The following is a 19830-nucleotide window of genomic DNA, read 5'->3' as shown; positions in this document are numbered from 1 at the left end:
GTGGAGCAGGGGAAAAGCTGGAGATAACATCAAATGCTTACCTATTGCCAACTTTAATGCAGTGATAAAAAAGGAGGTTGTTTTTTAATGGAAAACAAGAAAGTTATAAATGCTCCTGAATCTATTTTGTTAGTTAGCTCCTTTTTTATGTTTTTATTTATTTCCGAGTACATGGTGTTTATACCTGAGATTAGGTACTTTTTCGAAAAAAGTTCCTTGTGGTTTATTTTCCCTCTTATAACGCTTATATTAGCGATTCATTCTTTCGTGAGTAGAAAAGTTTAAGGGAAACTTAAACTAACGGGGTCGATTCTAGAATAAAGGATCTGTGCTTATTCAGTAATAGGGCCAAATTGCGGTATAACTCCCAATTGGTAAAATGGTTAATTTAAATAAGACGTCCGTTGTTTTTTTGTATAATGTAATATTCAGATTTGAAAGGAGATGGTTGATTTGAATATGATCCAACAGTGGAAGCAGACCGACAGTGACTTTATTCGGAAAAAGGTAATTGAGCACAATATGGAACAACTTCCCGATAAACTAAAAACTTCTAATGAAAATGTTAGTTTTATTCTTAAGGACGATTTAGGAGAAATTATAGGTGGAATCACGGCAAATGTCTTCTGGCATCATATGCACATTGAATCCTTGTGGGTTGATAAAAGTGTTAGAGGGAAAGGTTATGGTCGTGAACTTTTAAAAAAGATGGAAATCTTAGCAGTAGATAAAGGGTGCCGTTTCATTTTCTTAGATACATTCAGCTTCCAGGCTCCAGAGTTTTATAAAAACAATGGATATGAGGTTTTCGGCACTATCGAAGATCATCCAAAGGGATTTAACCAGTATTTTTTACATAAAAAACTTAAGATGTAATTGTTCCGTTAAAGGGGGCGATTCCGAAATTGGGACCTGCCCTCTTTCAACAAAAGGGCCAGATTGAGAACAAGATAAATCAGAAGTTTTGATATTAAAAAGACATGATAATCAGTATTTGATATTTGTGGAAGAGGTTATAGTTAATGCGAAATAATGAATTAAAAGCGTTAGAAATACCGAAATGGGGACGCTATTTACGAGGTAAATGGATTGAAAAATTTGCTGGTCATTTGACAGATGAAGAGCAACGAGAAATATATATGGATTCATTTTTATGGCATTTATGCAGTTATGAAAAAACGGAATGTCTTGAAAAGGAAGAAGCAATAGCAGCATTCGAAAGACAAAAAAAGAAGAAATGTACGATTTTTTATCAATATATGAATGATGCATTCCTAGTTGAAAATGCGAAAAATCTCAAAGTGAATGATTTACCGTATGACGAAGATGCAGACCTAGATTCCAAAGATATGTACGTTATGGATTGGGACGGTAACTGGACATTTATTATTACACATGAAAACGATTATCTCGGTCCATATTTTATTCTAAATCTCTAAACACAACTCTACTAACGGGGGCGATTGCGGGATAAAGGATTTGTGCGGATTCAATAATCGGGCCAACGTATGAACTACACTTGCATTAAATAAGCAAATTCAAAACACAGTGTTTATTAACTAATCTAATGTTCGAAGGGATGATTAAAATTCTGGAAATTATTTTCAACAATTTTCTTTTTTGGTTTGTATGGCTACCTCTTATACTTTCAATTTCCATAATTGTTGTTTATAAAAAAGAAAATAAAGACTTTATAAAACCTTTGTTAATATTTTTAGGAGCCTACTATATCGCAAGAACAGTATTTTATATCCTATAACATTTATTCCAATTTCCTTTTGGTATGAACCTATAGCAAAAAAATTCTCGGCATAAACAGTTCTTTTCGATTGCTTTGCAAGAGATTGAATCTATATCGCAATCGGGGGCGATTGTTGAAGAAGCGTAATCAAAGTCAACAGTGATCTGTTGGCTTTTTATGACACATTCGGACAATAACGTGTCGTAACAACACCTTATATGAGATGTTTTTTAAATAACTCCCAATTGGTAGAAGCCTATTTTGATTCTGAAGGAAATTCATACGTCTTCAGATGAATGTGATTTATCAATTTAACTGTAGGTCCTGAAGAAATCTCATAGGTCATTCGGTCTTTCCCTATGGGAATCCAGTGTCCACCATCGGTAGGCTCGATTTCAAATGTAATTTGCAATTGAAAGCCCCGAAAGTCATTAACTCTTCTTGTTTCTATCACCTCAATATCCCAAGGAGCTACATGAGGTGAAAAATCCTTAACAATCTTCGGATAATAAAAGATATTTAAGTCATTTTCAATATAAGGAGTAAGCATAACCATGAGCATGTCCTGTAACCTAAGCTCTTCAGAGTCTTGAGTTGGTTCAGCTGATGAAACGATTGTTGTCTGATTAGAAGTAGTTAGAACTAGGGTTAAGATAAAAACAAGGGATAGGATAAAAGCGATCAACATCTTTCTCATTCTCATTAATCCACCTCTTTACGACTTTATCTAATCAGTTATATTGTTACCATTTTCCGAATGAAGTATGCGCTTATTGAAACTATGAGGGGGGCGTTAGTTGAATAACATGAAATCGGAAATTGATATTTTTCTTTATGTCGCATTTAGGACGATAACGTGTCGTATGAACACCTTATATGAGATGTTTTTTTATTACTCAGAATTTGGTGATTATGGTACGATGGAATAAATAGATTTTGTTCCGCTAACGTGCCAGAAGAAGTAGATATTTATCTGTTTAAATTTAAATGTTGAAATTATATCAAACTAAGGGGGATGGTTAAACATGATTAAGTATCCAATCCTAGAAAAGGATGCAATGATAGGCGTCACTGCACCATCATCTGGAGTACCGAGTGAATTACATGGATTATTAAACTCTGCATTTAAAAGTATGGAAAAGAAAGGTTTCCACATAATTAGTGATGAAACCGCTTGGACTCAGGATAAGGCAAAATCTGCGTCTGCTAAAAAGCGTGCGGAAGAGTTTAATAAAATGATGATTGATGAAGAGATACAACTAATTATTCCACCTTGGGGTGGAGACCTACTTATTGAGACGCTTGAGTATATTGACTTTGAAAATATACAGAATAAATGGATATTGGGTTATTCCGACATTAGTACCCTATTGTTAGCAATCACATTAAAAACTGGGGTTGCTACTGCTCATGGAACAAATTTAGTGGATTTAAGGGGAGAGTATTCTGATGATACAACAGCCATGTGGCAATCTGTTTTATCCACTAAAATGGGTGAATCGATCCTCCAACATTCATCGGAAAAATATCAGAAAGAATGGCAACATGATAACCCTACTCCTAATATTTTCAATCTAACAGAACAAACTTACTGGAAATCAACTGAAAATAAAAAGGTTAAGGTGCAGGGGCGTTTACTTGGAGGATGTATTGACACAATTAGGCATTTAGTTGGCACACCATATGGCGATGTACAGAATTTCAAGAAGAATTATATTGAGGGAGATTCTATCATTTGGTATCTCGAGGGTTGCGAGTTATCAACCACTGACTTACGTAGATCACTCGTACAAATGAAATTCGCTGGTTGGTTTGAGAATTGTACTTGTATTATGTTTGGTAGAAGTCCTGCCAATACACCTGTTGAAAATTATACAGTTGAAGATGTCTATAATGAACTTTCAAAAGAGCTTCAGATTCCTCTCTTATACGATATTGATTGCGGTCATGTTCCACCACAAATCACCTTCATAAATGGAGCATACGCTCAAGTTGAATCAGATAATGGTCAAGGTACTATATTACAAACCCTTAAATAAAATTGTCCGGATATTAAATAACCAATGTGAACCTAACGGGAGCGTTTGTCGAATTCATATATTCCACAATCAGGCACGTTTACGTGTAGAGGAATATTATAAGAATAATTATTATTTGAACTTATAAAGAGGGGATTATTATTTTAATTTTGTTTGGTCTCTTAATTTCTTTTGTTACGGTAATTATATTTTTGATATTATCGGTTAAGATTATAATCTCATTTATTAAAAAGAAACCATTTCCTAAAAAATTATTGTTTGCAATGTTATTTGGGGTTGTATTGGTATCCTCAATCTATGTATATAAGGTGTATTCTTTTACATTTGATGATATTGATAAAGAATTCATCCAAAACGGACCTGGTCCTGTTTTATCGCCTACTGAGGAATATACGGAAAATGCTTATTATGAACCATATGGTGGTGCAGCAGGAGGAGTTAATGTGTGGGTAGAAATAACAAAACATCATAAAAATAACAATAAGAAAATAATTTATTATAGTGATGCAAATGACAATACTCTTCTGGATTGGGTAGATGAAAAAACGTTATTCATAACCAACTCAGGACCTTATAACAACAGTATAAAATTAGATGTGGAAACAGAGATTTATCATGATAGAGGATTAGCATGTCGGAGTTGGTTAATGAAGGATGAGTATGAAACTTGTCATCAAAAATAGTCTTTTATTGTAAAACTAACGGGGGCAATAAACAAATAAGTCCCGTGCGCAATCGGATCATTTTGTTGCATAAATGAATTTCACGGTGGAGGGGAATGATTAAAATGGAACTAGAAAAACTTTTATCAAAGATGGCAATAGAAGGTGTGATTCATGGCGGTTCAGAGATTAATGAGGCAATGGTTGCAGTATCAGATGAAACGAGATCATTATGTGCACAAATGAATAATGGTGTTTATACTAACGATCAAATTAGACAACAAGTTTCTAAAATTATAGGTCGAGATTTAGATGAAGGTTTTTCTTTGTTTTTACCCTTTACAGCAGACTTTGGAAAGAATATTAAAGTTGGAAAAAATGTATTCATTAATTCTGGATGTCGGTTCCAAGATCAAGGTCAAATCATTATTGGAGACCAATGTTTGATCGGCCATAATGTGGTTTTGGCAACAATAAATCATGATTATAACCCATTAAATAGAGGAACCCTGCATCTAAAACCAATTGTATTGAAAGAGAACACTTGGATTGGTTCCAGTTCAACTATACTTCCCGGCGTTACAGTCGGTGAAAACTCAATAGTTGCTGCTGGATCAGTAGTTACTAGAGATGTCGCCCCTAACACAATTGTCGGCGGAAATCCTGCAAAATTCATATCAAATTTAGAGGATAAAATAAAATAATAATCACTTCAAATACAAATAATACCGATTACTATTTATGAATATTCGATTGACCGGCTTATCTACTGCAATCGCGTGCGATGGCTTCACAAGTAATCACCCCCAATACCGCAATCGGGGCTGATTGCTGAATGAGTTTTGCTGAAGTCAACATACAAATTGTTGGCTTTTTTATGTCGTATCCGGACCCTATGTGTAGAGAGATATTATTAACGAAATCCCTCTAAAATTCGGATTATGTTACCACCATAATGAAATTCTACAACTAACATGAAGTTTGGTTGTAAGGTCCTGTTTGATCTTTGTTTTTCAAATGAATTAAAGGCTGTATCTATGAATTTTATTATTAGACAAGAACAGGAAAGTGAGTATGCATCAACTGTGAAGATTGTAGAGATTGCATTTGCATCTGCGGTTCAAAGTGATCAAAATGACCATAAGATGGTTTCATGAATCAGACAAATAGATTCATTCATACCAGAAGTTTCAAATTGAATTTAAAAGGATCATCATTACAAATTTTCACTCTTTGATCTGTAATATTCCGGAAAAATCTTTTGTGAAAATATCCAACTCAAGACCGAATTGCCAGTTCAACAACGGTATATAAAGTAACCACCCTGCTTACTGTGCAGTTAGCGGAGGGTGGTTACTTTTTTCTTTTGGTGTGTAGCGCAGTTACAACAGTTGCTGTCACTGCTCTATCGATTCCACTTTTCTCAAATTCTTAAAATGATCAGCTCATTCTATAATAATTGGTTGTCGGATCTCTGTTTCATTTTTAAAAATTAAATTAAGAAGCAATCCAACCAGCGTTTATCACAAGTTAACCAATACCGAAAAACATTGGAACAAATGCATTGATTCTACACAGACTTTTTCAACAGAGACATCAGAGAACTTCCTCATTGGTATTCCATGACTAAGAACCATACCAGTTTAATAGTTAGAGTACCAACCTAAGTGCTTTTCCTAGAGTTGAACCAACGTTCTTAGAGTCAAAAGTGGTTTTGGCGCTCTAAGAAAGGGAAGTCTGATGGCAATTTTCTAGGAACCCAAAAAGCACAATGTTTTAGCTAAGAAAGTTGCTCACTCCAAGAACTATAGAATCAGCTATGGAATTCTATCAATTTGTTTTTTTATCGAAATGAAGAAAATTACTAATGCATACAGTTGTTCAGCACTCTTCAAACGTCTAAATACGAACATTTTTTTCAATTCAACTAAAAGTGTTCGCCTTTTCTGTTGACGTTATGTTAATCGATTGTTAAGATGATTACGAACTTACTTATATCTCTCATATATCTCCGGGAATATGGCCCGAACGTTTCTACCCGATAACCGTAAATTATTGGACTATGAGAGAAAGTGCACCCTTTACTTAGGATAGGTCTGTCCTTTTTTGTAAAAGGCTACTTATCTAGGGCAGGGAACTTTCTCTTTTTCGAGAAAGTTCCCTGTCCGTTTTTTTATTTCTACAAATCATCTATGTATGCAAATGTGGGAGGGAAGACAGTGAACGCACAAGTTGGAGTCATTATGGGAAGTGTTTCCGATTGGGATACGATGAAACATGCGTGTGAATCATTGGATCAAGTCGGGATTCCTTATGAAAAGCAAGTAGTTTCCGCACACCGTACACCTGAATTGTTATTTGAGTACGCAGAATCTGCACGAGAACGAGGCTTGAAGGTCATTATCGCCGGGGCTGGCGGGGCTGCTCATCTACCTGGTATGACGGCTGCTAAGACAACATTGCCTGTTATTGGAGTTCCTGTTCAATCAAAAGCGTTAAATGGAATGGACTCATTGCTTTCAATTGTCCAAATGCCTGGCGGAGTACCTGTTGCGACTGTTGCAATTGGAAAAGCTGGTGCCACCAATGCAGGTTTATTAGCAGCTCAAATTCTCGGCAGTTGTAATGCTGAAGTTGCCGATAGATTAGAAACAATCCGAAATGAAACGAAAGTAAAGGTGTTAAAAAGCAATGACCAACTTACCTAACGTAATTTTACCAGGACAAACAATTGGCATCATCGGCGGCGGCCAGCTGGGAAGAATGATGGCTTTGTCTGCGAAGGCTATGGGTTTTCGTATTGCAGTATTAGATCCAACAAAGGACTGTCCATGCGGGCAAATTGCTGATATTGAAATTAATGGCGCCTATGACGACTTAGATGCGATCCAACAACTTGCTGAAGTGAGCGATGTCATTACGTATGAATTCGAGAATGTAAGTTTTGAAGCATTAGCGTGGTTAGAAGAGCATAGTTACTTGCCACAAGGAGCAGAACTTTTAAAATCTACACAGAATCGAATCACAGAAAAAGACGCGATCACGAAAGCAGGAGCTCAGGTTGCACCATACGGCATCGTGAAAAATGTAACGGACATTCATGAGAACATCAATACGTTAGGGTATCCATGTGTGATGAAAACAACTCGTGGAGGATACGATGGAAAAGGACAACTTGTGATTCAATCAGAGTCTGATATTGCACAAGCTTCGGACCTTCTGAAAAACGGTACATGTGTCATTGAAAAATGGATTCCATTTACAAAAGAAATCTCTGTAATCGTCACTCGAAAAACAACTGGTGAAATGAAATGTTTCCCTGTTGCAGAAAATATCCATCATGAGAACATTTTGCACAAAAGTATTGTTCCTGCACGAATTAGTGGGGATACCTCGCGCAAAGCGACAGAGCTTGCGAAGCAATTAGCGGAGCGGCTAAATCTTGTCGGTACGTTAGGTGTGGAAATGTTTGTAACCGAACAGGAAGAGATTCTCATAAATGAATTGGCACCGCGCCCTCATAACTCAGGTCATTATACGATGGAAGCATGTCAGACATCGCAATTTGAACAACATATTCGGGCAGTGTGCAATTGGTCTTTAGGGAAAACGGATTTAATGAGCCCTGTTGTGATGGTCAATATTCTCGGCGAGCATGTGGAGGACCTTCTAAGGGTGATTCCTGAAGCAAAGAATTGGAAAGTTCATCTATACGGCAAGAAAGATGCGATTACAAAACGAAAAATGGGTCATGTAAATGTATTACGAAACTCAGTGGAACAAGCACTCGCTGAGATTGAACAAAGTAGAATTTGGAATCACTAATTGAGTCAAGACGTTTAGAATCTATCTATAAAAAAACATTATTCTTTACTGCGGAGGTTCTTCAGATGGAAAAGCGAGAATTGCTATATGAAGGCAAGGCCAAAAGAATTTATGCAACAGAGGATCAGAACGTTGTATGGGCAGAATACAAGGATTTTGCAACAGCCCTCAATGGTGAGAAAAAAGAAGAAATCGCTGGTAAAGGTGTATTGACGAACGGCATTACTAGCCTTCTATTTTTAAAGCTTCATGAGGCAGGAATTCCAAGTCATTTTATTAAACAGATTTCCGAAACTGAGCAACTCATCAAGAAAGTCACGATCATTCCTCTTGAAGTGGTAACCCGCAATATTGTTGCTGGTAGCCTGTCCAAACGACTTGGAGTAGAAGAAGGTCAGCCGTTAAAACAACCAATTGTTGAATTTTATTACAAAGATGATGCGCTTGGAGATCCTTTGTTAACCGAAGCACATATTCAAGAATTAAACCTCGCAACTGAAGAGGAAGTACTGCTTTTGAAACAAAAAGCCTTGGAAGTGAATACAATTTTATCAAGCCTTTTTGCTGAAATAGGAGTTCGTTTAATAGACTTCAAGTTAGAGTTTGGAAAACTTGCTGATGGTGAAATTCTTTTAGCAGATGAAATTTCTCCAGATACGTGCCGATTGTGGGACGCTGAAACAGAAGAAAAGCTCGATAAGGATGTATTCCGTCGTGATCTAGGAAATTTAGTTGATGGTTATCAAACAATCTATTCAAAACTAGGAGGGCGTCAATATGTATAAAGTAAAGGTATTTATCACGTTAAGAGAAAATGTTTTGGATCCCCAAGGTACAGCCGTGGAATCTGCTTTACACAGTATGGCGTTTGAGGCCGTTCGTGACGTCCGGATTGGCAAATACATGGAGTTGACCATTGAAAAAACCGATCAAAATATCGACGACGCAATTAAAGAAATGTGTGAGCGCCTTTTAGCCAATACAGTTATTGAAGATTATCGCTATGAAATCGAGGAGGTTGTCGCGCTGTGAAATTTGCTGTGATCGTATTTCCGGGCTCCAACTGTGATATCGATATGTTTCATGCCATTCAGGACGAATTAGGTGAAGAAGTAGAATACGTACCGCATACAGCGGATAGCTTAGAGGGATTTGATGGGATACTTTTGCCTGGCGGTTTCTCCTATGGAGATTATCTCCGCACAGGCGCAATTGCTCGCTTCTCAAAAATAATGGCGGAAGTGGTAAAAGCGTCGGCTGCAGGAGTTCCAATACTAGGCGTATGTAATGGTTTTCAGATCTTATTGGAAGCTGGATTATTACCGGGAGCGATGCGGAAAAACCGTGATCTAGCATTCATTTGTAAACAAACACAGCTAAAAGTAGAAAATAATACGACGATGTTTACGACTAGCTACGAAAAGGGAGAAACGATTACTCTACCAATTGCTCACGGTGAAGGCAATTACTATTGCGACGAAGAAACGTTGTCACAGTTAAAGGAAAACAATCAAATTGCATTTACGTATCATGTGGATAATCCAAATGGCAGCTTAGAGAATATTGCAGGAATCGTAAATGAAAACGGAAACGTATTAGGAATGATGCCTCATCCGGAACGTGCCGTCGATAGTTTACTTGGAAGTGAAGACGGATTAAAGCTATTTCAATCAATCGTAAGAAATTGGAGGGAAAGTTATGTCGTTAATGCTTGAGCCAAGTCCGGAAATGATTAAATCACAACGTGAATATGCAGCTATGGGTCTTACAGATGAAGAGTTTGTAATGGTTGAAAACATGCTAGGACGCACACCGAACTATACCGAAACAGGTTTGTTTTCTGTTATGTGGTCAGAGCACTGTTCCTATAAAAATTCCAAGCCTATTTTAAAAAGGTTTCCAACCTCTGGTGATAACGTGCTTCAAGGACCTGGGGAAGGTGCCGGAATTGTCGACATTGGTGATGGGCAAGCGGTCGTTTTCAAAATCGAGAGCCACAATCACCCATCTGCAATCGAGCCTTATCAAGGTGCAGCAACTGGAGTTGGCGGGATTATCCGCGATGTGTTTTCAATGGGTGCTCGTCCAATCGCCGTATTAAATTCACTACGTTTCGGTGAATTGGAAAATGCTCGAGTAAAGTATTTGTTCAAAGAAGTGGTTGCGGGAATTGGCGGATACGGGAATTGTATTGGTATCCCAACAGTCGGCGGCGAAATTCAATTCGATCCTTCCTACGAGGGGAATCCACTGGTCAATGCCATGTGCGTCGGTTTGATCAACCATGAAGATATTCAAAAAGGACAAGCCCACGGAGCCGGCAATAGTGTCATGCATGTCGGAGCAAAAACGGGTCGTGATGGCATTCACGGAGCAACTTTTGCATCAGAAGAATTGACGGATTCGTCTGAAGGGAATCGTCCAGCAGTTCAAGTTGGAGATCCTTTCTTGGAGAAACTGCTAATGGAAGCTTGCCTTGAGCTAATTCAGCATGATGCACTTGTTGGGATCCAGGATATGGGAGCAGCAGGCCTTGCAAGCTCATCAGCGGAGATGGCGTGTAAAGCAGGTATGGGAATTGAGATGAATCTTGACCGTGTCCCTCAGCGTGAACCCGGAATGACCGCTTATGAAATGATGCTATCAGAATCTCAAGAGCGAATGCTCATTGTCGTTAAAAAGGGCAGCGAAAAAGATATTGCAAAACTATTTGCGAAGTATAATCTTGAAGCAGTAGCTGTCGGATCTGTTACGGAAGAGAAAATGCTGAAACTTACTCATAAAGGCGAAGTTGTTGCGAACGTTCCAGTTGATGCTTTGGTAGAAGAAGCACCCGTTTATTACAAACCATCTAGTGAACCACAATATTTCCGTGACTTTCAAGCAATGACAAACGTAGCTCCTATTATTGATGACTATAAAGAAACGTTGGTTGGTTTACTTTCACAGCCCACAATTGCAAGTAAAGAGTGGGTTTACAATCAGTTTGACACTTTGGTGAGGACGAATACAGTTGTCCCTCCAGGTTCCGACGCGGCTGTTGTACGAATTCGCGAAACGAACAAGGCGTTAGCCATGACCACAGATTGTAATGCCCGTTATCTTCACCTGGATCCAGAAGTTGGTGGGAAAATTGCTGTAGCTGAAGCTGCTCGCAATATTGTATGTTCAGGAGCTGAACCATTAGCGGTTACGGATAACTTGAACTTTGGAAATCCTGAAAAGCCGGAGATTTTCTGGCAAATCGAGAAAGCGGCAGATGGAATTAGTGAAGCGTGCAAAATCTTGAGTACACCTGTTATTGGTGGCAATGTATCGCTTTATAACGAGACAAATGGTGAGGCGATTTATCCAACACCTGTTATCGGAATGGTAGGTCTTATCAAAGATCTAGCCCATATCACAACGCAGGAATTCAAAAATTCAGGTGACCTGATATATGTCATTGGGGATGCGAAAACAGAATTCGGAGGCAGTGAGCTGCAAAAAATGACGGAAGGAAAAATCTTCGGTAAGTCTCCTTCTATCAACTTGGAACTAGAAATGCTGCGCCAGCAACAGCTGTTAAGAGCCATTCAAAATGGATGTGTTGCTTCGGCTCATGATCTCTCAGAAGGTGGTCTTGCAGTTGCTTTGTCAGAATCACTTTTCGGAACAGATCTAGGTGCCCGAATCATTGTTCATATGGAAGCAGTAACGGAATTATTCAGTGAAACACAATCTAGATTTGTTGTCTCTGTTGCTCCTGAATACCGTGTTGCTTTTGAAAGCATTGTTCAAGATGCAAGGTGTATTGGGACGGTCACGAATAATAATCACTTGACTATTTCTCATGAGCAAGACGGACTGTTAATCGATACAAGTGTTCAATTATTAGAGCAAGCTTGGAAAGGTGCGATTCCATGCTTGCTGAACTAAAGGGATTAAATGAGGAATGTGGCTTGTTTGGCATCTGGGGACACCCGGATGCTGCGCAAGTAACCTATTACGGATTGCATAGCCTGCAGCATCGTGGCCAAGAAGGAACAGGAATGGTTTTGGCGAAAGACGGAAAGCTGTCTAGTGTAAAAGGTGAAGGATTAGTAACGGAAGTCCTCACTGCAGAGAAGATGCAGACTTTGTCTGGAAATGCAGCAATTGGCCATGTCCGCTATACAACGGCGGGCGGAGGCGGTTATGAAAATGTCCAGCCTCTGTTATTTAACTTTCAAAATGAATCGATGGCGATGGCTCACAATGGAAACATCGTGAATGCGGATCAGTTGAAATCGCAGCTGGAAGCACAAGGCAGTATTTTTCATAGTACATCAGATACCGAAGTTCTTGCACATTTGATTCGAAAAGGCGGTTCTTCAGAGTTGAAAGAACGTATCAAAAATGGACTGAATACACTGCAAGGTGCTTATGCGTACTTAATCATGACGGAATCTGAATTGTTCGTCGCAATGGATCCGAACGGACTTAGACCTTTATCACTTGGGCTGCTAGGTGACGCTTATGTTGTCGCATCTGAAACGTGTGCGCTGGATATAGTAGGAGCGGATTTCCTCCGAGATATTGAACCAGGAGAACTGCTGATCATCAATGATGAGGGAATCACGAGTGAACGGTTCGCTGTTTGCAAACAACGGTCCATGTGTACGATGGAGTATGTGTACTTTTCTCGTCCTGATAGCAACATTGATGGCATTAATGTTCATACAGCACGCAAAAATCTCGGCAAGCAGCTCGCAATTGAAAAATTAATTGAGGCGGATGTTGTGACCGGTGTTCCTGACTCCGGCAATTCAGCAGCAATTGGATATGCGGAAGCGAGTGGCATTCCATATGAAATGGGCTTACTGAAAAATCGTTATGTCGGACGGACATTCATTCAGCCTTCTCAATCGTTAAGAGAACAAGGTGTGAAAATGAAACTGTCTCCTGTTCGCGGGGTTGTTGAAGGAAAAAGAGTCGTTATGGTAGACGATTCGATTGTCCGCGGCACGACCAGCAAAAGGATTGTACAAATGTTGAAAGAGGCGGGCGCGACAGAAGTCCATGTCCTCATCAGCTCGCCTCCTATTAAAAATCCATGTTTTTACGGGATTGACACATCCGATAAAGACGAGTTGATTGCCGCTAAAAAATCAGTTGAAGAAATTCGTGAACTTATTGGCGCGGACTCTCTCACATTTTTAAGTGTTGAAGGCACAGTTGAAGCAATCGGAAGACCATTTGAAGGTGAGAACCGAGGACAGTGTCTCGCTTGCTTTAACGGAAAGTATCCTACGGAGATCTATTCCGATCAAGAAATAGATTTCATAAAATGCTGAGTGAAGGAGACCTCAATCCATGTCAAATGCATACAAATCGGCGGGAGTAGATATTGAAGCAGGATACGAAGCTGTCTCTCGCATGAAAAAACATGTACAGAAAACGATGCGGCCGCAAGTACTAAACGGACTTGGTGGTTTCGGTGGGATGTTTGATCTATCCCAGCTAAACTTACGTGAACCGGTACTTGTCTCAGGTACAGATGGAGTAGGAACGAAGCTTTTGCTTGCGATGATGATGGATCAACACGAAAGTATCGGCATCGACTGTGTAGCTATGTGCGTGAACGATATTATCGTACAAGGTGCAGAACCTCTGTATTTTTTAGACTACATTGCTTGTGGAAAAGCAGATCCTGAAAAGATTGATAGTATCGTAAAAGGTGTTTCGGATGGTTGTGTCCAAGCAGGTTGTGCATTAATCGGGGGCGAGACGGCTGAAATGCCGGGTCTGTATAGCGAGGAAGAGTATGACTTAGCAGGTTTTACAGTAGGTGCTTGTGAAAAACAGGATTTGATAACTGGGGAAAACATTCAAGCAGGCAATTGCATTATCGGATTAGCTTCAAGTGGCATTCACAGTAACGGGTATTCACTCGTACGCAAAATTTTGTTAGAAGATGCAGCAATGGATCTAGCTGAATTCATTCCTGAACTTGGGTGTGACCTCGGAGAAGAACTCTTAAAGCCTACGAAGATTTACGTAAAGTCTATTTTAGCTGCATTGAAAGAGTATGAAATTAAAGGAATGGCCCATATAACGGGTGGTGGATTCATAGAAAACCTCCCTAGAATGATGCCAGGAGATTTAGGTGTGGAAATCCAGTCTGGTACTTGGGAAATCCATCCTATATTTAGTCTTATAGAGGAGACTGGGAGTATCCCACGAGAGGATATGTACAATATCTTTAATATGGGGATAGGAATGGCGCTTGTAGTGAATGAGGCATCAGCCGATGAACTCGTTTCTTCTTTTGAAAAGCATGGCGAACAAGCCTATCGAATTGGGAAAGTTGTCAATCAACCCGGTGTCTCTTTTATAGGTGAAGCATGAAGAAAATTGCAGTATTTGCATCAGGGAGCGGCAGTAACTTCCAAGCAATTGTGGATGCAGTAAACGCAGGAACACTCGATGCAGAAATTCGTTTGTTAGTATGTGATCAACCATCTGCGGCTGTTTTGCAAAGAGCTCAACAAGCTAGAATCGATAGGTTTTGCAAATCTCCTAAAGATTTCGTTGACAAAACAGCGTTTGAAAAGGAAATTGTTCAGCAGCTTAAATCACGTGATATTGAGTTCATCGTGCTGGCTGGATATATGCGACTGATTGGGATTGCGATTCTGAAGGAATATCCGGAGTCGATTGTTAATATCCATCCTTCGTTATTGCCGGCTTTTCCAGGGAAAGATGCTATTGGACAAGCAATGAATGCTGGTGTTCAAGTAAGTGGTATGACTATACATTATGTCGATGCAGGTATGGATACAGGTCCTATTATTGCTCAAACCGAAATTCAGATACATGCAAACGATTCAAGAGATGACGTACAAAAACGAATTCAACAGGCAGAGCATATCTGCTACCCAAAAGTACTTCAGGAGCTGTTCACCAAAGAAACAACAAATACTGCTCCTTGATTTGTTGGGAAAGTATTTTAATCAGTAATGGATAGATGACATACTCGCGCATATATAGGGAGGAAAATTCGGATGAAACGTGCATTGCTTAGTGTTTCAGATAAAACAGGAATTGTTGAGTTTGCGAAAGGTCTGAAAGAGACAGGATTTGAAATCGTGTCTACTGGAGGAACAAAAAAAACACTCGCTGAACATGGAATTGAAGTGATCGGGATCGAGGAAGTAACGAAATTTCCTGAAATTATGGACGGCAGATTGAAAACATTGCATCCTAACGTTCATGGAGGGTTATTGGCAAGAAGAAATGATGACGCACATCTTGCTCAATTAGCTGAGCATCATATTCAGCCAATCGATTTAGTTTGTGTCAATTTATATCCGTTCCAACATACAATCGCAAAACCTGACGTTACTCCCGAAGAAGCGATTGAAAACATCGATATTGGCGGTCCGACAATGCTTCGTTCTGCTGCGAAAAACCACGAATTCGTGACAGTAGTTGTAGATCCGTCAGATTATGACATCGTGCTCGCTCAGTTTTCGGAAAACGGCGAAGTCTCTGGGCAAAAGAAACGCCAGCTTGCAGCAAAAGTATTCCGTCATACAGCTGCCTATGATGGAGTAATCTCCGAGTATATGACTCAGCTTGCAGAAGAAGAGAACCCTGAAAGTGTAACGCTTACGTATAATTTAAAACAATCTCTTCGTTACGGTGAAAATCCCCATCAGAACGCTTCTTTTTATCAAAAACCATTAGGCTCTACGTTTTCTGTAGCCTATGGCACGCAATTACATGGTAAGGAGTTATCTTACAACAATATCAATGATGCAGACGCAGCGTTACTCATTGTCCGTGACTTTGAACAACCAGCGGCAGTTGCAGTAAAGCATATGAACCCATGTGGAGTAGGTGTCGGTGAAACCCTTGCTGAAGCATTCAGAAAAGCTTACGAAGCAGACTCGACTTCGATTTTCGGAGGAATCATCGCGTTGAATCGTGAAGTGGATTTAGAAACGTCAATGATGCTGAAAGATATCTTTCTAGAAATCATCATTGCACCTTCATTTACGAAGGATGCATTAGATGTTTTAACAGCTAAAAAGAATATTCGATTGTTGACTGTCGATTTTGAAGGAGAACGTAAAAACGAGCAAAAAACGACATCGATCCAAGGTGGATTACTTGTTCAGGATTTAGACACGTACGGGTTCGATCAGGCAACGATTTCCATCCCGACAAAGCGTGAACCTTCTGAAGAAGAATGGGCTGCACTAAAGTTAGGTTGGAAAGTTGTGAAACATGTGAAATCCAATGCAATTGTCGTTAGCGGAGAACAGATGACATATGGAATTGGCGCAGGGCAGATGAACCGCGTTGGTGCAGCGAATATCGCGCTTGCGCAAGCAGGTGACAAGGCAACTGGTGCTGCACTCGCATCCGATGCATTTTTCCCAATGGATGACACAGTCGAAGCGGCAGCCAAAGCTGGGATTACTGCGATTATCCAGCCAGGCGGATCTGTCCGTGATGAGGATTCCATTAAAAAAGCAGACGAATACGGTATTGCAATGGTCTTTACAGGCGTTCGCCATTTTAAACACTAAGTTTTGAATGCTAAAACAACGTACATATTTTCATTAAACCTAGAGGTGATTCCATGAACGTATTAGTGATTGGCAGAGGCGGTCGCGAGCATGCGCTGGCGAAGAAACTATCGATGAGTAACGGTGTCCAAACAGTATTTGTAGCTCCAGGCAATCCTGGGATGGAAGATGTGGCAGAACTTGTTCCAATTCCTGAAGAAAATCATAAAGAACTCATTGCTTTCGCTAAAGAACGAAACGTTTCATTGACGATCGTAGGACCCGAAACACCATTGGTCAATGGCATTGTGGACGATTTCAAAGCGGCAGGACTACGCGTATTCGGTCCTGACAAACGGTCTGCCATTATTGAAGGAAGTAAAACCTTCGCTAAAGAGCTAATGAAGATGTATAGAATTCCAACTGCTGCTTATGAAACCTTTACAGATTTTGAAACTGCGATGAATTATTTAGATGTAGTTGGCGTACCAATTGTGATAAAAGCAGATGGACTTGCTGCTGGAAAAGGTGTCGTCGTTGCTCAAACGAATGAAGAAGCGGTTGAAGCACTACAAGACATGCTCGTGCAATCGAAATTCGGTAAAGCCTCAGCATCTGTTATTATGGAAGAATTTTTGGAAGGCGAAGAGTTTTCATTAATGGCTTTTGTGAATGGTAAGAATGTCTATCCAATGGTGATTTCTCAAGACCATAAGCGGGCATTTGACGGTGACACCGGACCGAATACAGGAGGAATGGGTGCATATTCTCCAGTGCCGCAAATTCCTAAACGAGTTATTTCTGATGCCATCGAACTAATCTTGGAGCCTACTGCGTATGCGATGGTAGCAGAAGATCGCTCTTTTACTGGCGTTCTCTATGCAGGAGTTATCTTAACTAAGAAAGGACCGAAAGTAATAGAATTCAATGCTCGCTTCGGCGACCCAGAAACACAAGTCGTATTGCCCCGATTGAAAAACGATTTAGTTGAAACGTTGCTCGCTGTTCTCGATCGTCAGTCTTACGAACTTGAATGGGACGAAGCATCTGTAGTGGGAGTAGTGGTCGCAGCTGAAGGTTATCCAGGGGAATTCGTCAAAGGAACTCCGTTAGTTGGTTTGAATTCTATTAGTGCAGATGTAGATATTTTTCACGCAGGTACTTCGAAGAATGATAACGGGGACTATTTGACGAATGGTGGCAGAGTGTTGCTTGCAACTGCGAAGGGAAAAGATCTTCTTGAAGCGAGCGAGTTTGTTTATAAAGAGTTAGAGAAGATTCATGAAGAGGGAGTATTTTGGAGAAGTGATATTGGACATCGCGCTATTCAATATGATTTTAAGTGAGAGCTTTTGGTCAGAGTCAGATTCTAGAAATATTGCAAATAAAGAAGGAAGAGAGTTTCAAATCTCACCTTTAGGAAATCATCACTATGAAAACCCACACCTAGATCTATTTACTAGGTGTGGGTTTTTTGCATTACTCTTATGAAATGAAAATTGTTTCACACATCGTTATTAACTATAAGTTATGAAATCTATTATTCAAATAAATTCTGATAATTGACTGGAGGTTTGGTATAATATAGTAGATATATTAAATTCGGAAATTCAACAACCGGACTAAACTGTCTGTGAAGACTGTTGTTTTCCGCTTCAGACTGCACGTTTTCCAAGGGGCGTGGCTTGTGACTCCTCGGTCGTAAAAAGCACACGACTTGAGGGCTCTCAAGGCGCTAGTTGATCCCTTCGGAGTCGGCCGTCTTCCGCTACAAGCAACAGAGCATATTAATATCAATAGCTTCTTTTTCAAACGGTCCAATTTCAAAGGTAAATTAAATAAGTGAGGTGATAGTATGAATGCATTTATGTTAGAAGGATGGACGCCTATATTACTTTCGGGGATTTTGTTTATGGTAATCGTTTTCTTCATTTCTCGAAAAGTATCAAAAAGAGCTTTATATTCACTGGCGTTGGTATTGAGTTTAATCTGTATTGGTGTAGTTATTTTGAGCATGACGGTTGTTGGTGGTTGGGAAGGTATGGGAATAGCGATTGTTGCGATTAGTATTCTCATAGGAATATGGATAGGCACCATAATTGGTATTGCGAATAGAAAAGTAAGTATATAAATTATCCAGAAACGGGGGGAGTTATGTAACAAGCGCTGCTGTCTTAATCGGTCTAAATAATCAATACAGTAAATGAATCAATGTAAGTTTGAAACAGGTCAATCAAATGTATAAGTAATCATCTAAAAGCTGTAAATTTTCGGTCGTCCAATAATAGACTAAATCAAAGTTAGGTGGAGAAAATATGATTTGGTTGCTTTTGCTGTTATATGCAATATTTATTTATTACTTCATTTTGAAGAGTGATTCTAAAACCTCTACAAAATTATTTTCTATATTATCAGGGCTATTTTTAATTTTGACAATCGCTCCATTGTGGAGTGATAATCTTTTTACGATTTTTATAAATATAAGTGCGTTCTTTCCATTTGTCCTTGGCGCACTAGGTATTATATTAGGATGGTTTGGAATTAAAGGTGGGGTTAGAGGAATCTTATTAGTTACAAATATCCTAGCAATATTCTTTTATCTTATCGTATTTCTAATAGGGACAGTGGGTTTTCAAGAACCATAACTTGGAAGTCTTTGTTTAATTCCTAAATCAGGTCATTTAGTTGAAGGATATCATTATTAATTTTTGAAACCTTCACCAATAGTTAATGTCAAATTTACGTATGGAGAATTGTTGTAGAATGTGCAACTTATTTTGAAAGGGGAATTTAGAAGCGGTGAAAAAAGCTATGTTTTCAGGGATTTTATTTTGTTCAATCTTGTTAGTTGGATGTAATACAACCGAGGTATTAGAAAGCGAGCAGGAATTAATGGTTTCTCAGAAAAACTTGGGGGATGATGGTATATCAAATTTAATATCTGAATTACATAATGAAATAATAAAATCTATTACAGAGCAAACGGAACTTGAAAGTGATTCACTATGGCTTGTCAACATTAAATC

The 19830-nt window shown here is 39.2% G+C and carries 19 protein-coding genes, 1 pseudogene and 1 riboswitch; of the genes and pseudogenes, 19 read left to right on the top strand and 1 reads right to left on the bottom strand.

What is annotated here, in order from left to right:
* The first annotated feature begins 453 nt into the window (after positions 1 to 453).
* Entirely contained in the window at positions 454 to 876 is a 423-nt protein-coding gene (locus RL70_RS16920; RefSeq protein WP_039044567.1) for a GNAT family N-acetyltransferase, read from the top strand.
* 146 nt (positions 877 to 1022) lie between these two features.
* Entirely contained in the window at positions 1023 to 1439 is a 417-nt protein-coding gene (locus tag RL70_RS16915) for a DUF4275 family protein (RefSeq protein WP_039044566.1), read from the top strand.
* 558 nt (positions 1440 to 1997) lie between these two features.
* Here the strand turns inward: RL70_RS16915 and RL70_RS16910 are convergent.
* On the bottom strand, positions 1998 to 2438 hold the full coding sequence (locus tag RL70_RS16910) for a DUF3888 domain-containing protein (RefSeq protein ID WP_039044570.1): 441 nt from the start codon (positions 2436 to 2438) through the stop codon (positions 1998 to 2000).
* A 328-nt stretch (positions 2439 to 2766) separates the two neighbouring features.
* On the opposite strand from RL70_RS16910, the gene RL70_RS16905 reads away from it, so the two are divergent.
* The 17 genes and pseudogenes from RL70_RS16905 to RL70_RS16825 all read left to right on the top strand — a co-directional run.
* Positions 2767 to 3780, top strand: coding sequence for a S66 peptidase family protein (locus RL70_RS16905; protein WP_039044565.1), 1014 nt, complete (start codon positions 2767 to 2769; stop codon positions 3778 to 3780).
* Positions 3781 to 3929: 149 nt separating this feature from the next.
* A complete protein-coding gene (locus RL70_RS16900) occupies positions 3930 to 4463 on the top strand; it encodes a DUF5412 family protein (protein WP_231567296.1) in 534 nt (177 codons plus the stop codon).
* A gap of 104 nt (positions 4464 to 4567) precedes the next feature.
* Positions 4568 to 5146 (top strand): DapH/DapD/GlmU-related protein, encoded by a 579-nt coding sequence (locus RL70_RS16895; protein ID WP_039044569.1) that lies wholly within the window; start codon positions 4568 to 4570, stop codon positions 5144 to 5146.
* 1277 nt (positions 5147 to 6423) lie between these two features.
* A riboswitch (purine riboswitch) is annotated at positions 6424 to 6525 on the top strand.
* 136 nt (positions 6526 to 6661) lie between these two features.
* Entirely contained in the window at positions 6662 to 7150 is a 489-nt protein-coding gene (gene purE, locus RL70_RS16890; protein ID WP_039044563.1) for a 5-(carboxyamino)imidazole ribonucleotide mutase, read from the top strand.
* Entirely contained in the window at positions 7134 to 8267 is a 1134-nt protein-coding gene (gene purK / locus RL70_RS16885) for a 5-(carboxyamino)imidazole ribonucleotide synthase (RefSeq protein WP_039044562.1), read from the top strand. The genes purE and purK overlap by 17 nt, the downstream gene beginning before the upstream one ends.
* Positions 8268 to 8332: 65 nt before the next feature.
* Positions 8333 to 9052, top strand: a complete 720-nt coding sequence (gene purC / locus RL70_RS16880; RefSeq protein ID WP_039044561.1) for a phosphoribosylaminoimidazolesuccinocarboxamide synthase — start codon at positions 8333 to 8335, stop codon at positions 9050 to 9052.
* Complete coding sequence (gene purS / locus RL70_RS16875; protein WP_025784384.1) at positions 9045 to 9299, top strand: phosphoribosylformylglycinamidine synthase subunit PurS; 255 nt, start codon at positions 9045 to 9047, stop codon at positions 9297 to 9299. Before purC ends, purS begins: the two co-directional genes overlap by 8 nt.
* Positions 9296 to 9982 carry a phosphoribosylformylglycinamidine synthase subunit PurQ gene (gene purQ, locus RL70_RS16870; protein WP_039044560.1) on the top strand — a complete coding sequence of 229 codons (687 nt, stop codon included), beginning with the start codon at positions 9296 to 9298 and terminating at the stop codon, positions 9980 to 9982. The genes purS and purQ overlap by 4 nt, the downstream gene beginning before the upstream one ends.
* Positions 9966 to 12185 carry a phosphoribosylformylglycinamidine synthase subunit PurL gene (purL, locus tag RL70_RS16865; protein WP_039044559.1) on the top strand — a complete coding sequence of 740 codons (2220 nt, stop codon included), beginning with the start codon at positions 9966 to 9968 and terminating at the stop codon, positions 12183 to 12185. Before purQ ends, purL begins: the two co-directional genes overlap by 17 nt.
* Entirely contained in the window at positions 12170 to 13582 is a 1413-nt protein-coding gene (gene purF, locus RL70_RS16860; protein ID WP_039044558.1) for an amidophosphoribosyltransferase, read from the top strand. The genes purL and purF overlap by 16 nt, the downstream gene beginning before the upstream one ends.
* Before the next feature lie 19 nt (positions 13583 to 13601).
* Entirely contained in the window at positions 13602 to 14636 is a 1035-nt protein-coding gene (purM, locus tag RL70_RS16855; RefSeq protein ID WP_039044557.1) for a phosphoribosylformylglycinamidine cyclo-ligase, read from the top strand.
* The gene (purN, locus tag RL70_RS16850) at positions 14633 to 15220 is read left to right on the top strand and encodes a phosphoribosylglycinamide formyltransferase (protein ID WP_039044556.1); all 588 of its coding nucleotides are present in this window, start codon (positions 14633 to 14635) and stop codon (positions 15218 to 15220) included. Before purM ends, purN begins: the two co-directional genes overlap by 4 nt.
* A 72-nt stretch (positions 15221 to 15292) precedes the next feature.
* A complete protein-coding gene (gene purH / locus RL70_RS16845; RefSeq protein ID WP_039044555.1) occupies positions 15293 to 16825 on the top strand; it encodes a bifunctional phosphoribosylaminoimidazolecarboxamide formyltransferase/IMP cyclohydrolase in 1533 nt (510 codons plus the stop codon).
* Positions 16826 to 16878: 53 nt separating this feature from the next.
* Entirely contained in the window at positions 16879 to 18150 is a 1272-nt protein-coding gene (gene purD, locus RL70_RS16840) for a phosphoribosylamine--glycine ligase (protein ID WP_039044554.1), read from the top strand.
* Positions 18151 to 18659: 509 nt separating this feature from the next.
* On the top strand, positions 18660 to 18935 hold the full coding sequence (locus RL70_RS16835; RefSeq protein ID WP_039044553.1) for a YesK family protein: 276 nt from the start codon (positions 18660 to 18662) through the stop codon (positions 18933 to 18935).
* Positions 18936 to 19119: 184 nt separating this feature from the next.
* Positions 19120 to 19449 carry a hypothetical protein gene (locus RL70_RS16830; RefSeq protein ID WP_039044552.1) on the top strand — a complete coding sequence of 110 codons (330 nt, stop codon included), beginning with the start codon at positions 19120 to 19122 and terminating at the stop codon, positions 19447 to 19449.
* Between the two features lie 154 nt (positions 19450 to 19603).
* Positions 19604 to 19830 (top strand): annotated as a pseudogene (locus RL70_RS16825) (hypothetical protein); the annotation flags it as partial.

It is taken from the genome of Sporosarcina sp. ZBG7A (assembly GCF_000813425.1).
Classification (GTDB): Bacteria; Bacillota; Bacilli; order Bacillales_A; family Planococcaceae; genus Sporosarcina.
This window is presented reverse-complemented; position numbering and strand designations above follow the sequence as displayed.